The organism is Streptomyces sp. NPDC111516 (assembly GCF_055635345.1).
The window spans coordinates 20,216-33,531 of the sequence record NZ_JBVKBV010000016.1 but is presented as its reverse complement, the minus strand read 5'-3'; the positions used below and the strand labels follow the sequence as shown (position 1 = coordinate 33,531).

Here is a 13,316-nt window from a genome sequence, read left to right as displayed (position 1 = left end):
ACCCTTCGGGCTCTCACCACGCCGAGTGCGGCCAGGCTCAGCGGCCCAGTACCTGCCGCGCCATGACGACCCGCTGGATCTGGTTGGTGCCCTCGTAGATCTGCGTGATCTTGGCGTCGCGCATCATCCGCTCCACCGGGTGATCGTGTACGTAGCCGGCCCCGCCGAGGAGTTGGACGGCGTCGGTGGTGACTGCCATGGCGGTGTCGGAGGCGAGGCACTTGGCGGCAGCGCCGAGGAAGGTGAGGTCACCGGCGCGGGCCTGCGAGGCCGCCGCGGCCCGGTAGGTCAGCGAACGGGCGGCCTCGATACGCATCGCCATGTCGGCGATCATGAACTGGACCCCCTGGAACTCCGCGACCGGGTGGCCGAACTGCTGCCGTTCGCGTACGTAGTCCGCTGCGTAGTCCAGCGCTCCCTGTGCGATGCCGACGGCCTGTGCCGCGATGGAGATCCTGGTGTGGTCCAGCGTTTCCAGCGCCAGGTGCAGGCCGCGGCCACGCCGTCCGAGCAGCCGGTCGCCGGGAAGGTACACACCGTCGAAGTGGACCTCCTTGGTGACCGAGCCGTGCAGGCCCATCTTGCGCTCCGGGGCACCGTAGGAGATCCCGTCGTCGGTCTCCTCCACGACGAAGGCCGAGATACCGCGCTTGCCCTGTCCGGGATCGGTGACGGCGAAGACGATCAGGAGGGCGGCCTCGCCGGCCGAGGTGATCCAGCTCTTGGTGCCTGTCAGCCGCCAGCCGTCCCCCTCGGGCACCGCCCGGCAGGTCATCGCCGCGACATCGCTGCCCGCCTCCCGTTCGGAGATCGCGTAGGCGCACAGCGCCTCGCCGGCGGCCACCTTCGGCAGATAACGGTCGAGCTGTTCGGCGGATCCGGCGAGCAGCAGCGGGGTGACACCGAGCTTGTTGGAGGTCAGCACGGTGGAGATGCCCGCCGATACCCGGGCGATCTCCTCGATGGCGATGGCCTGCGCCAGTGCGTCCGCCCCCGCCCCGTCGTAACGCTCGGGAACGCCGAGCGCGTGGAACCGCGCGGCGACAAGTTGCGCGTAGCCCTTCTCGGAGAAGACGTCCTCGGCGTCGGCGATCGACGCCAGGGGCTGGATCCGCTCGTCGGCGAAGGCGCGCACGGACAGTCGGAAGTCCTCGTACTCGCTGGGCATCCGGTACGGCAGGTCCGCCTGCGGAGTCTGTTCAGAGGTGTTCATGTCTTCAGTCACCCACCGGCCGCCCGCCACCGGCAATGTGCCGACGCACGACGGCGGGGTCGTTCTCCGTGCGGCTGCACATACCTTGTGCCGACTGCTCCTGCCTAGCGTTCGGCGCAGTCGAACGAAGGAGTTGCCATGCCGGCATTGAGCGGAATCCGCGTGCTGGACCTGTCCCGGGTACTGGCCGGCCCGTTCTGTACGTCCTTGCTGGCCGACATCGGCGCCGACGTGGTGAAGGTGGAGCCGCCCAACGGCGACGACACCCGCCATCTCGGGCCGTTCGTGGAGGGCATGAGCGTCTACTTCGCGATGCTCAACCGGGACAAGCGCAGCATCGCGCTCGATCTCAAGAACGATGAGGACCTGCGCACGCTGTGGTCCCTGGTGGACCGCGCGGACGTACTCGTGGAGAACTTCCGGCCGGGCGTCGCCGACCGGCTGGGCGTCGGCGCGGAGGCGATGCTCGCCCGCAACCCGGGCCTGATCTACACGAGCATCTCCGGATTCGGGCAGACGGGCGCGATGTCCGCCCGTCCGGCCTACGACCTGATCATCCAGGCCATGTCCGGGATCATGGAGACCACCGGCCGGGCCGACGGGGAACCGACCAAGGTCGGCGAGTCCATCGCCGATCTGCAGGCCGGCCTGTACGGCTCATGGGCGATCTGCGCCGCCCTCGTCGAACGCGGCCGCACCGGACGGGGGCAGCACCTGGACATCGCCATGCTCGATGCGATGGTCTCCCTCCAGCTCACCAACGCCAGCCTGCTGGCCGCCAACGGCACCCCGCCCACCCGCGTGGGCAACCGCCATCCCGTCTCCACCCCGTTCGGTGTCTACCAGGCGGCCGATGCCCCCGTCGTCCTCGCGGCCGCCAACGACCGCACCTTCCAGAACCTGCTGGCCCTGATCGGACGCCCGGATCTCGCCGACCACCCCACGTACCGCACGGACGAGGCACGCACCGCCCACGAACCGGAGGTCCGCGCCACCATCGAGTCCTGGACGCGGCAGCATTCCGCCGCCGACGTCGTCGCGCTCGCCGGCCAGCAGGGCGTCCCCGCCGGCCCCGTACAGGATCTCCAGCAGGCTCTCGACAGCGTCGGTCACCGGGGCCTCACCGGACGCTTCCAACACCCCGCCCTGGACGGCATGACCGCACTGCGTCAACCCGTCGCATTCCAGAACACGCCCCACGCCTCGCCCTCCACCACCCCCGAACTCGACGCCCACCGCGCCGAAGTCCTCCGCGACTGGACCATCGGCTGAACCGGGCCCGGGACCGCCACGGAGACGGCCGGTCACTTCAGGGCTGGAGAACGAGCCCGCCCGGACGGGCACCAAGGGCCACCTGAACACCGGGCAGGCCCGAAACGAACCGGCCCCGACGGGCGCCGAGATGCCTTCGAGCGCCGCGCCGACCGGAATTGCCGCCTGTCCTCGGGCGGGCTCCGAATCGTCCTCGAACGCGCCGGGCGGGCCGAAGATCCGGCCCGCCCGGCGATCGAGGACGACGGCGCCTCACGCGCCCCGCAGCACCGCGCCCGTCCGCTCGGCGGCGAGGGCCACCGCGGCGTCGCGCGCTGCCGAGGCCTCGTCGACGGTCAGCGTGCGGTCCGCCGCGCGGAACCGCAGCGCGTACGCCAGGGACTTGCGGCCCGCACCGATCTGGTCGCCGGTGAAGACGTCGAACAGCCGCAGCGATTCGAGGAGTTCACCCGCGCCCTCGCGCAGCGCCTGCTCCACCTCGGCGGCGGGGACGTTCTCCGCGACGATCAGCGCGACGTCCTGGGTCGCCACCGGGAAGGCGGAGATCCGCGGTGCCTGGAGCGGGCCGTCGGCAGCCTGTTCCAGGAGATCGAGTTCGACCTCCATGGCGCAGGTGCGCTCGGGCAGGTGGAGCTCCTTGATGACGCGCGGGTGCAGCTCACCGGCGTGCCCGAAGAGGGTCTCCTCGCCATTCACCGTGACATACAGCGCGGCGCAGCGGCCCGGGTGCCAGGGCGCGTGCTGGTCGCTCCGGACGGTCACCTCGACACCCGCCTCACGGGCGATCGTACGAGCGGCCTCGACGGAGTCCGCCCAGTCGGCCGGGCGGCCCTTGCCCCACCAGCCGGCCTGCTCGCGGGCGCCCGCGAGGACGACCGCGGCGCGGCGCGGCTGACGCGGCAGCGTGGCGTCGAGCCCGGCGATCTCCTCGCCGGTGGGACGGCGGTCGACGGGCAGCCGTACGGCCTTCGCCTCGTCGCCCGTCGGCCTGAAGACGAGACCGGTCTCGAAGAGCGCGAGGTCGTGGCTGCCGCGGCCGTCGTTGCGCCGCAGTGCGCCGAGCAGGCCCGGCAGCAGCGTGGTGCGCAGCGCCGGCTCCTCGTCGGAGAGCGGGTTGACGAGGTCGACCGTACGGCGGCGGGCGTCGTCGGCGTCGAACCCGAGCTGGTCGAGCACGGCGGCGCCGACGAACGGGTAGTTCAGCGCCTCGACGTAGCCTGCTCCGGCGAGCGCCCGGCCGATCCTGCGGTGCAGCCGCTGGCGGTCGGTGAGCCCGCGGCCGGACGGCGGCGTCGGGAGGGTGGACGGGAGGTTCTCGTACCCCTCGAGCCGGATGACCTCTTCGGCGAGGTCGTTCGGCTCGCTGAGGTCGGGGCGCCAGGACGGCACGGTGACGATCAGCTCGTCCTGCCCGTAGACGTCGCAACCGACCTCCTGGAGGCGGCGTACGACGGTCTCGCGGCCGTAGACGACACCGGCCACCCGGTCGGGGTGGTCCGCCGGCATCGCGATGGTGCGGGGCGCGGACGGGGCGCTGACCTCGGTGGCGCCGGCCTCGGCGGTGCCACCGGCGAGCAGCACCAGCAGGTCGACGGTGCGCTGCGCGGCGGCGGCCGCGGCCTGCGGGTCGGAGCCGCGCTCGAAGCGCTTGGACGCCTCGGAGGACAGCTTGTGGCGGCGCGCGGTCCGGGCGATCGAGATCGCGTCGAAGTGCGCGGCCTCGATGACGACCTCGGTGGTGCTGTGCGCACCCTCCTGGACGTCCGCGATCTCGGTGTTGGCCCCGCCCATGACACCCGCGAGGCCGATCGGCCCGCGGTTGTCGGTGATGACCAGGTCCTCGGCGTCCAGGACGCGGGCCGTGCCGTCGAGGGTGGTGAGCTTCTCGCCCTGCTCGGCGCGGCGCACCCCGATCGGCCCGTCGAGGCGGGTGCGGTCGTAGGCGTGCAGCGGCTGGCCGAGTTCCAGCATCACGTAGTTGGTGATGTCGACGGCGAGCGAGATGGGGCGCATCCCGGCCTTCTGCAGCCTGCGCTGCAGCCAGATCGGGGAGCGGGCCTCGGGCTGCAGGCCGACGACGGTGCGCGCGGTGAACTTGTCGCAGCCGATCGGGTCGGCGACCTTGACCGGGTAGCCGAAGGCGTTCGGCGCGGGCACGTCGAGGAGCGCCGGGTCGCGCAGCGGAAGCCCGTACGCGATGGCGGTCTCGCGGGCGACACCGCGCATGGACAGGCAGTAGCCGCGGTCCGGCGTGACGGCGATGTCGAGGACCTCGTCGACCAGCTGGAGGAGCTCGATCGCGTCGGTGCCGGCCTCGTGCTCCGGCGGCAGCACGATGATGCCGTGCGTGCCGTCGTCGCCCATGCCGAGTTCGTCGGTGGAGCAGATCATGCCGTGTGAGGTCTTGCCGTACGTCTTGCGTGCGGCGATCGCGAAGTCGCCGGGCAGGACGGCGCCCGGGAGGACCACGACGACCTTGTCGCCGACGGAGAAGTTACGGGCTCCGCAGACGATCTCCTGCGGCTCGCCGGTGCCGTTGGCGTGGCCGACGTCGACCGTGCAGAAGCGGATGGGCTTCTTGAAGCCCTCCAGCTCCTCGATGGTCAGTACCTGTCCGACGACCAGCGGGCCCTTGAGGCCGGCGCCGATCTGCTCGACCCTCTCGACCTCCAGACCCACGGCGACGAGCTTGGCCTGTACGTCACGGCCGGTCTCCGTCGCCGGCAGGTCGACGTACTCCCGCAGCCAGGAAAGCGGGACGCGCATCAGATCTCCATCCCGAACGGCCGGGTGAACCGGACGTCACCCTCGACCATGTCTCGCATGTCTTCGACGTTGTGGCGGAACATCAGCATCCGTTCGATGCCGAACCCGAAGGCGAATCCGCTGTACTTCTCGGGGTCGACACCGCAGGCGACGAGCACCTTGGGGTTGACCATGCCGCAGCCGCCGAGCTCGATCCAGCCCTCGCTGCCGCAGGTGCGGCAGGGGCGGTCCGGGTTGCCGACGGAGGCGCCGCGGCAGACGTAGCAGACCATGTCCATCTCGGCGGACGGCTCGGTGAACGGGAAGAAGTTCGGCCTCAGCCGGGTCTTCATGTCCGGGCCGAAGAGCGCCTGGACCATGTGGTCCAGGGTGCCCTTGAGGTCGGCCATGGTGAGGCCCTCGTCGACGGCGAGCAGCTCGATCTGGTGGAAGACCGGGGTGTGCGTAGCGTCGAGCTCGTCGGTCCGGTAGACGCGGCCGGGGCAGACGACGTAGACGGGGGGCTCGCGGTCGAGCAGGGTGCGGGCCTGGACCGGCGAGGTGTGCGTACGCAGCACGACACCGGACTCGTCGCTCTCGGCACCGTCGGCGCCCCGGACGAAGAAGGTGTCCTGCATCTGCCGGGCCGGGTGGTCGGGCACGAAGTTCAGGGCGTCGAAGTTGAACCACTCGGCCTCGACCTCGGGGCCCTCGGCGACCTCGTAGCCCATGGCCACGAAGACGTCGGCGACGCGCTCCATGATGGTCGTCAGGGGGTGGCGGGCGCCGGCCGGAGTGCGGTCGTAGGGCAGCGTGACGTCCACCGCCTCCTCGACCAGCACGCGGGCGTCCCGCTCGGCCTCCAGCTCCGCCTGACGGGCGGCGAGGGCCTTGCTCACGGCGCCGCGGGCCTGGCCCACGCGCTTGCCCGCCTCGGCCTTGGCCTGCGGCGGCAGTGCGCCGATCTCCCGGTTGGCGAGCGACAGGGGCGAGGTACCACCGGTGTGCGCGGTCTTCGCCTGGGCGAGCGCGTCGAGGTCACCGGCGGCGGCGAAGGCGGCGAAGGCCTCGTCCCGCATGCGCTCGATCTCTTCCGGTTTCAGTGCCTCGACCTCGACTGGGTCGTACGACTTGTTCGGTGCCGACATCTCTTCCCGTGCTTCCGATTGGCTGGTACTGCTCTGAACCGGGGACACCCCGGACCCCGCGGCCCCGCTCGACGACTGGAGGACGCAAAGGTGCCAAAAGTCGAGTCTAAGGGTCACCGGATGTGTAGGAGGCCCGTGGGCTGCTCAGACCAGGTAGGCCGGCACGCTCACGGGCAGAATAAATCGGAATTCCGCGCCGCCTCCGGGGCCGCGGCCGACGGTGATCGTACCGCCGTGCGCCTCGACGATGCCCTTGACGATGTAGAGGCCCAGGCCGGTTCCACCGCGCTTGCTCCCCCGCCAGAAGCGGGTGAAGACACGGCCCATCGACTCCTCGGGGATGCCGGGGCCTTCGTCGCTCACGGTGACGGCCGTTCCCTTCTCGTCGCTCTTCGCGGGTACGGATGCGGGTGCGACTTCAATGGTGACGGTTCCCTCGCCGTGGCGCACCGCGTTTTCCAGCAGGTTGCCGAGCACCTGGTCGACCTTGTCCGGGTCGGCCCAGACCGCGGGCAGCGGCTGGCAGGTGCGGACGAGGAAGCGGTCGGGGGTCTGGCCGTTCGCGGTGAGGGCCTGGATGTGGCGTTCGACGGCGGCGGAGAGATCCACGGGCTGCCGTCGCAGCTCCAGCCGGCCGGAGTCGATCCGGGAGATGTCGAGCAGTTCGGCGATGAGCCGGGTGACGCGGCCCGCGTCGGCGTCGACGGTCTCCAGCATCAGGCGCTTCTGGTCGTCGGTGAACCGTTCCCATTTGGCGAGGAGGGTCGCGGTGAAGCCCTTGACGGAGGTCAGCGGGGAGCGCAGCTCGTGTGCGACGATCGCGATCAGCTCGGCGTGGCTGCGTTCGGTGCGGCGGCGGGCCTCGGTGCCGCGCAGCGAGATGACCAGCCGGCGTACGGGACCGGTGGGGTGCTCGCGTACGTACCGTGCGGAGACCAGCACCTCGCGGCCGCCGGGCAGCAGCAGATTGCGCTCCGGTTGGCCGACCCGGGTGGCGAGGCCGCCGTACGGATCGGTCAGCGCCCACCAGCGGCGGCCCTTGAGATCCTCCAGCGGCAGTGCGTGCTCCAGGGGACGGCCGAGAGCGGCGGCCCGGGGCACGGCGGTGATCCGGGCGGCCGCGGAGTTGAAGCAGATGATCCGGCCGGCCTCGTCGGCGATGACCAGGCCGTCGGGGAGGTCGTCGGGATCGACGGTCGCGTCGACGGGTCCGAGGTCCGGTCCTTCGGCCGGTTCGCCCGCCGTGCCGGGGCCTTCACCGGCGCGCACGACGGCCGCGCGTGTCTCGCGCGGCCTGCTCATGCCGACAGCCATATCCCGTACCCCACCTCTCGAACCGGTGCAGTGGGCCCCCGAGTTCGTCACCCTACTAGTCGTCGGTGACGGAGCGACACCCTGCGGGGGCGCACTGCTGCGGTCCGCCGTTCGGCGGGGTACGGGGCATGGCCCCGGTCAGACGGCGGCCTCGACGCGGGCCCCGGCCGGCCGGGCCGCCCGGTCACGCCTCGTGAGCGATCCGGAGGCGAACGATCCGGCGGCCGTGCAGGCCGCGATCACCATCAGGAGCAGGGCCGCACCCCACGAGGCACCGTTCGCCGCCCCGGTCAGCGAGGTGGCGAGCAGCGGTACGAATCCGGCCACGACTCCCGCGAGGTTGTAGGACATCGCGACGGCGCTGTAGCGGAACGCCTCGGGGAACATCCCGGAGACCACGGCGCCGATGGGGGCGTACGGAATGGAGAGTGCGCCGATCCCGAGCCCCACCCCGAGGTAGACCAGTGCGGGCTTGCCGGTGTCGACGAGCCAGAAGGCCGGGAAGGCGACGGCCATCGAGACGATGCCGCCGATGGCACAGACCGTCCAGGCGCCGATCCGGTCGGCGATCCGCCCCGCCACGACGAGCACGACGATCTCGACGACCGACCCGATGACGGTGGCGTTCAGCATCACGGACTTGTCGATGCCCAGCTCGTCGGTGCCGTACGAAATGATGAACGTGGTCATCAGGAAGAAGCCGCCGACGCCGAGCAGGGCCGCGCCGATGCCGATGATCATGCGGCCCCAGGTGCGGCGGAACGCCTCGATGAGCGGTGCGGGCTTCGGGCCGTTCTTCTCGGCGTCGGCGAGCATCGCGTGGAAGACCGGCGACTCCTCGATCCGCAGCCGCATGTAGAGGGCGAAGCCGAGCAGCGGGAACGCGGCGAGGAACGGCAGACGCCAGCCCCAGGAGTAGAAAGAGTCGTCGGGCAGCATCCCGACCAGGGCGAACGCGCCGGACGAGACCAGGGTGCCGACGGGCGAGCCGAGCTGCGGGATCGAGGAGTAGCTGCCGTGCTTCTCCTTCGGGGTGTGCTCCAGCGTGAGCAGCATGGCGCCGCTCCACTCACCGCCGACCGAGATCCCCTGCAGGAAGCGGAGGAGTGCGAGGAGGGCGGGGGCCCAGATGCCGATGGTGGCGTAGCTGGGCAGCAGGCCGATGCAGCCGGTGGTGACGCCCATCATCACGACGGTGATGATCAGGGCGACCTTGCGGCCGTAGCGGTCGCCGATGTGGCCGAAGACGGCCGCACCTATGGGGCGGGCGACGAAGCCCACGGCGAAGGTGACGAAGGAAGCGATGGTGCCCACGGCCGGGTCCAGCTCGGGGAAGAAGAGCCGGTTGAAGACCAGGGCGGCGGCGGTGCCGTAGAGGAAGTAGTCGTACCACTCCAGGGCGGTGCCGGTGAAGGCGGCGATCAGCAGTCGCCGGATGTCCTTGATGTCGGGCGAGCTCACACGTTCTCCTGGGGACGGAGGGCCTGGTGGCCTTGAGGGGACGGGGGAACGGGCTGTGCGGCTGTGCGGGCGGCGGCCTGGGCCGCGAGGCCGTGCGGGTCGTGGACGGGATCGCCGTCGACGACGGTCGCGCGGACCTGGATCGAGCCGATCCGGTCCGGATCGGTGCGGAGCGGGTCGGCGTCGAGGATCGTGAGGTCGGCGAGCTGCCCGGGGACGAGGCGCCCCTTGCGGCCGCCGAAGCCGGTGGCGCGGGCGGAGCCCTCGGTCCAGGCGCGCAGGGCGTCGAGGACCGGGACGCGCTCGTCGGGCCCGTACACGGCGCCCGATCCGGTGCGCCGCTGCACCATGGCCTGGATGGCGGGCAGCGGGGCGCCGGGGGCGACGGGCCGGTCGGAGCTGCCGGGTACCGGCAGGCCGAGGTCGAGCAGCGAGCGCAGCCGGTAGGACCAGGCGGTGCGCTGCGCGCCGAGCGTCTCGGCCATGGCATCGCCGAACGGCGGCAGGAAGTTGTGCTGTGGTACGGGGATCACGCCGAGCTCGGCGAACCGGCCGAGCTGGTCGGGGCGGACCACGCCGGCGTGCTCGATGCGGTGGTGCACGCCGGGGCGCGGGAGTTCGCGCCGGGCGCGGGCGAATGCGTCGAGCGCGAGGTCGACGGCCCGGTCGCCGATGGCGTGGGCGGCCACGGTCCAGCCCGCTCGGTGGGCGGCGACGACGGTTTCGGTCATGGCGTCGGCGTCGTTCTGGAGGTACCCGGTGGGATTCGCCGCCTCCGCCTCGTTGTGCGGGCAGCCGCAGAAGGGTTCGGTGACGGCGGCGGTGCGGCCGAGCAGGGAGCCGTCGAGGAAGATCTTGACGGGTCCGAGGGAGAGCCGGTCGTCGCCGAAGCCGGTGCGCATCCCGAGGTCGAGCCCGAAGTCGATGCCGTCGTCGGCGTGCGAGACGAGCGGGTGCAGGACGTCGGAGGCGGCCATCAGCTGAGCTCGGGTGTGGAGCCTGCCGGTGTCCCGGGCGAGCTGGTAGGCGGCGAGTTCGACCGGGGTGTGGCCGATCCAGCCGCCGCCGATGCCGGCCTCGGTGAAGCTGGTGATGCCTTCGGTGAGGTAGTGCCGGGTGGCGGCGCCGACTGCGTCGGCGACGGTCTCCACGGGGTACGGGAGTACGTGCCGCTGCACGAGGCGCTGGGCGGTCTCCTCCAGGAGCCCGTCGGGCCGGCCGTCCTCGTCGCGGGAGACGACCCCGCCGTCCGGGTCGGTGAAGCCGTCGGCCAGGATCCCCGCGAGCCGCAGCACCGGGGTGTTGACGACACAGGCGTGCCCGGAGGTGTGCTTCAGCCACACCCGCCGGCCGGCCGCCACCCGGTCGAGGGCGTCGCGGTGCGGGTAGCGTCCGCCGGTCCGGTTGTGATCGAGTCCGGCGCCGATCACCCAGGCGTCCTCGGGCAGCGTGGCGGCATACGCGGCCACGGCGCCGTACACCTCGTCGACGGTCCGTGCGCCGGAGACATCGAGCTGGGTGAGGGTGAGGCCGAACCACGCGGTGTGGCAGTGAGCGTCGTTGAAGCCGGGCACGACCGTGGCGCCGCCCGCGTCGAGGACCCGCGCGGCGGGCAGGTGCTCGACCTCCTCGTCGAGTCCGACGATGCGGCCGTGCAGGGCGCCGAGGGTACGGGCGGTGGGCCGGTCGTCGTCGAGGGTCAGGATGTTCGCGTTGCGAACCAGCAGATCGAGTTTCACGGGTGAGGGTCTTTCGGGCTCAGGTCTTCGCGTTCAGGTCTTCGCGTTCACGCGAGGTGGTGCAGCTGGGCGAGCGGTACGGCGCCTGCGGCGGGGGTGCCGGTGGGGACTCCGTCCACGAGGACGGGGGCGGGTTCGCGCGGCACCACTACGTGCGGGGTCGCGGTGTTGTGCAGCATGTCGGCGCGGGTGAGGCCGCGGGAGCCGCGGATCGGCGCGTACGTCAGCCCCTTGGGCAGCGCCGCCCGGGCCGCCCGGTCCGCCAGCGCGGCCTCGGCGACGAAGATCCGGGAGAGTCGCGCGGGCGCCTGGCCGAGGGCGCCGAAATAGGGCCGGTACGTACGGGGCTGGGTCAGCCGGGTCGATCCCGAGCCGGACCCCGTGTTGCCCCACGCCACGAACCCGGCCTTGATGACCAGTTCGGGCTTCGAGCCGAAGTAGGCGGGGTGCCAGAGCACCAGGTCGGCGAGGCGCCCCACCTGGACGGTGCCGACCTCGTGCGCGAGGCCGTGCGCGATCGCCGGGTTGAGGGTGATCTTGGCGAGGTAGCGCAGGGCCCGCGCGTTGCCGCGGTGCTCGACGCCGCCCTCCCCGGCCGCCAGGGCCTGGAGGTGGGCGAGCTGCCAGGTGCGGCGGACGGTCTCGGCGATGCGGCCCATGCCCATGGAGTCGGAGTTGACGATGGAGATCGCGCCGAGGTCGTGCAGGGCGTTCTCGGCGGCGATGGCATGGGCGCGGATACGGCCCTTGGAGATCTCCACGTCGCTGGCGGAGTGGTGGTTCTGCCGGTGCACGGTCATCGTCATCGGGAAGAGTTCCCCGACGGTGTTCGGGGTGTACGGGATGGTCGGCGTGGTCGACGAGGGCAGGATGTTCGGCTCGGAGAGGATCTCCAGCAGATCGGGGTGACCTCCACCGCCCTCCACGTGGTACGCGTGCACGGTCCGGCCCCGGGTGGAGCCGATGGTGTCGCGCAGATAGCCGGACTCGTTCATGGAGTCGGTGTGCAGGGCGACCGGCAGATCGGCGGCCTCGGCCGTGTCGAGGCAGTTGTCGATGATGCGCGGGGTGGCCCCGAAGTCCTCATGGATCTTGAAGCCGCCGGCCCCGGCGAGCACGGACTCGTCGAGCAGCGCGCGGGAGCTGGACGAACCGCGGGCCAGGAACGCGATGTTGAGCGGGGTGCCCTGCCAGGAGCTCATCAGGGTGTGCAGGTTGTGGGCCGGATTGCAGCCGATCTCCCAGACCCCGCCGAGCCCCATGCCGACGAGTGTGGTGACCCCGGCGGCGAGCGCGGCGGGCGCCACCTCGGGCGAGGAGAGGTGGACATGGCTGTCCACGATGCCGGGGGTGGCGATCAGCCCCTCGCCCGGGACGACGGATGTGTGCGAGTCGATGGCGTACTCGACCGGCATCACGTCCGGGTTGCCGACGCCGCCGACGGAGACGATCCGGCCGTCCTTGATGCCGATGTCGGTCTTGCGGACGCCGAGGACCGGGTCCATGAGGACGGCTCCGGCGACCACCATGTCCAGCGCGGAGTCCCGGTCGGAGCGGGGCGAGGCGAGCAGCCCGTCGCGCACGGTCTTGCCGCAGCCGCCGAGCAGTTCGTCGCCGGGGGTGCCGTCGTCGGCCTCCACCTCGACCCACAGGTCGGTGTCACCGAGCCGGATGCGGTCACCGGTGGTGGGCCCGTACAGAGCGTTGTACGTGCGGCGGTCGATGCTGGTCATGCGCGCTGCTCCTCGGACTGGACGTGCTGCGGGTGGCGGGAGAGGGGGATCAGCGAGACCTCCCGGGACTCCCCCGGCTCGAAGGCCAGCGCGGTGCCGGCCGCGATGTCCAGCCGCAGCCCGCGCGCCGCTTCGCGGTCCAGCTCCAGGGCCGCGTTCACCTCGTGCAGCGGGTAGTGCGAGGAGATGAACACTGTGCGGTCACCGGTGTTGCGGAGGGTGAGGGTGGTGCGCGGGCGCCCCTCGTTGATCCGTACCGGATCGGGGGCGGTCCGTACGGCTCCGGGGGCGGTGCCGGGTGCTCCCGGGCCGATCGGCCGGTCGACGGCGACGAGGGCGGTGCCGCTCGGGAAGAGCGCCTCGACCTGCACGGTGGTGACGATGTCGGCCACGCCGTCCATCACCTCGGCCTCGGTGAGCACGGAGCGGCCCACCTCGATCACCTCGTCCAGACCGAGCCCGTCCCAGGCGGCTTCCAGCACCTCGTCGCAGATCAGGGCGATGGCCTCCGGCGTGTTCAACCGCCGGCCGCGCGCCCTGCGGCGGCGGGCCAGCTCGGCGACGGTGAACAGCTGGAGACGCTCCTGCTCGCGCGGCGTCAGATGCACTGCCAGGACCTCCCTGAATGCGGTGGACCCGGAGGGGATTTCCGGATTGCCTCAGCTTCGAGGGCAACGAGCACAAAACCAAC

At 71.7% G+C, this 13,316-nt stretch carries 9 protein-coding genes; 1 reads left to right on the top strand and 8 read right to left on the bottom strand.

The window, feature by feature from the left end:
- Positions 1-37: 37 nt before the first annotated feature.
- Positions 38-1,213, bottom strand: a complete 1,176-nt coding sequence (locus ACZ7L9_RS26155) for an acyl-CoA dehydrogenase family protein (protein WP_471418749.1) — start codon at positions 1,211-1,213, stop codon at positions 38-40.
- 138 nt (positions 1,214-1,351) lie between these two features.
- On the opposite strand from ACZ7L9_RS26155, the gene ACZ7L9_RS26150 reads away from it, so the two are divergent.
- A complete protein-coding gene (locus ACZ7L9_RS26150; protein WP_471418747.1) occupies positions 1,352-2,485 on the top strand; it encodes a CaiB/BaiF CoA transferase family protein in 1,134 nt (377 codons plus the stop codon).
- Between the two features lie 252 nt (positions 2,486-2,737).
- On the opposite strand, the gene pheT is transcribed toward ACZ7L9_RS26150, so the two are convergent.
- The 7 genes from pheT to ureA form a co-directional block, all read right to left on the bottom strand.
- Positions 2,738-5,251, bottom strand: a complete 2,514-nt coding sequence (pheT, locus tag ACZ7L9_RS26145) for a phenylalanine--tRNA ligase subunit beta (RefSeq protein ID WP_471418745.1) — start codon at positions 5,249-5,251, stop codon at positions 2,738-2,740.
- Positions 5,251-6,378, bottom strand: coding sequence for a phenylalanine--tRNA ligase subunit alpha (gene pheS, locus ACZ7L9_RS26140; protein ID WP_471418742.1), 1,128 nt, complete (start codon positions 6,376-6,378; stop codon positions 5,251-5,253). Before pheS ends, pheT begins: the two co-directional genes overlap by 1 nt.
- A gap of 144 nt (positions 6,379-6,522) precedes the next feature.
- Positions 6,523-7,692 (bottom strand): sensor histidine kinase, encoded by a 1,170-nt coding sequence (locus tag ACZ7L9_RS26135; RefSeq protein WP_471418740.1) that lies wholly within the window; start codon positions 7,690-7,692, stop codon positions 6,523-6,525.
- A 138-nt stretch (positions 7,693-7,830) separates the two neighbouring features.
- On the bottom strand, positions 7,831-9,153 hold the full coding sequence (locus tag ACZ7L9_RS26130; protein ID WP_471418738.1) for an MFS transporter: 1,323 nt from the start codon (positions 9,151-9,153) through the stop codon (positions 7,831-7,833).
- Positions 9,150-10,892: an amidohydrolase gene (locus tag ACZ7L9_RS26125; RefSeq protein WP_471418736.1), complete on the bottom strand. Its 1,743-nt coding sequence runs from the start codon at positions 10,890-10,892 to the stop codon at positions 9,150-9,152. Before ACZ7L9_RS26125 ends, ACZ7L9_RS26130 begins: the two co-directional genes overlap by 4 nt.
- Positions 10,893-10,939: 47 nt before the next feature.
- Positions 10,940-12,625, bottom strand: a complete 1,686-nt coding sequence (locus ACZ7L9_RS26120; RefSeq protein WP_471418733.1) for an urease subunit alpha — start codon at positions 12,623-12,625, stop codon at positions 10,940-10,942.
- Positions 12,622-13,233, bottom strand: coding sequence for an urease subunit gamma (ureA, locus tag ACZ7L9_RS26115; protein ID WP_471418731.1), 612 nt, complete (start codon positions 13,231-13,233; stop codon positions 12,622-12,624). The genes ACZ7L9_RS26120 and ureA overlap by 4 nt, the downstream gene beginning before the upstream one ends.
- Positions 13,234-13,316 lie beyond the last annotated feature (83 nt).

Coding starts and splice junctions, on each gene's coding strand:
- ACZ7L9_RS26155 (WP_471418749.1), bottom strand. CDS start 1,213: ATGAACACCTCTGAACAGACTCCGCAGGCGGACCTGCCGTACCGGATG.
- ACZ7L9_RS26150 (WP_471418747.1), top strand. CDS start 1,352: ATGCCGGCATTGAGCGGAATCCGCGTGCTGGACCTGTCCCGGGTACTG.
- pheT (WP_471418745.1), bottom strand. CDS start 5,251: ATGCGCGTCCCGCTTTCCTGGCTGCGGGAGTACGTCGACCTGCCGGCG.
- pheS (WP_471418742.1), bottom strand. CDS start 6,378: ATGTCGGCACCGAACAAGTCGTACGACCCAGTCGAGGTCGAGGCACTG.
- ACZ7L9_RS26135 (WP_471418740.1), bottom strand. CDS start 7,692: ATGGCTGTCGGCATGAGCAGGCCGCGCGAGACACGCGCGGCCGTCGTG.
- ACZ7L9_RS26120 (WP_471418733.1), bottom strand. CDS start 12,625: ATGACCAGCATCGACCGCCGCACGTACAACGCTCTGTACGGGCCCACC.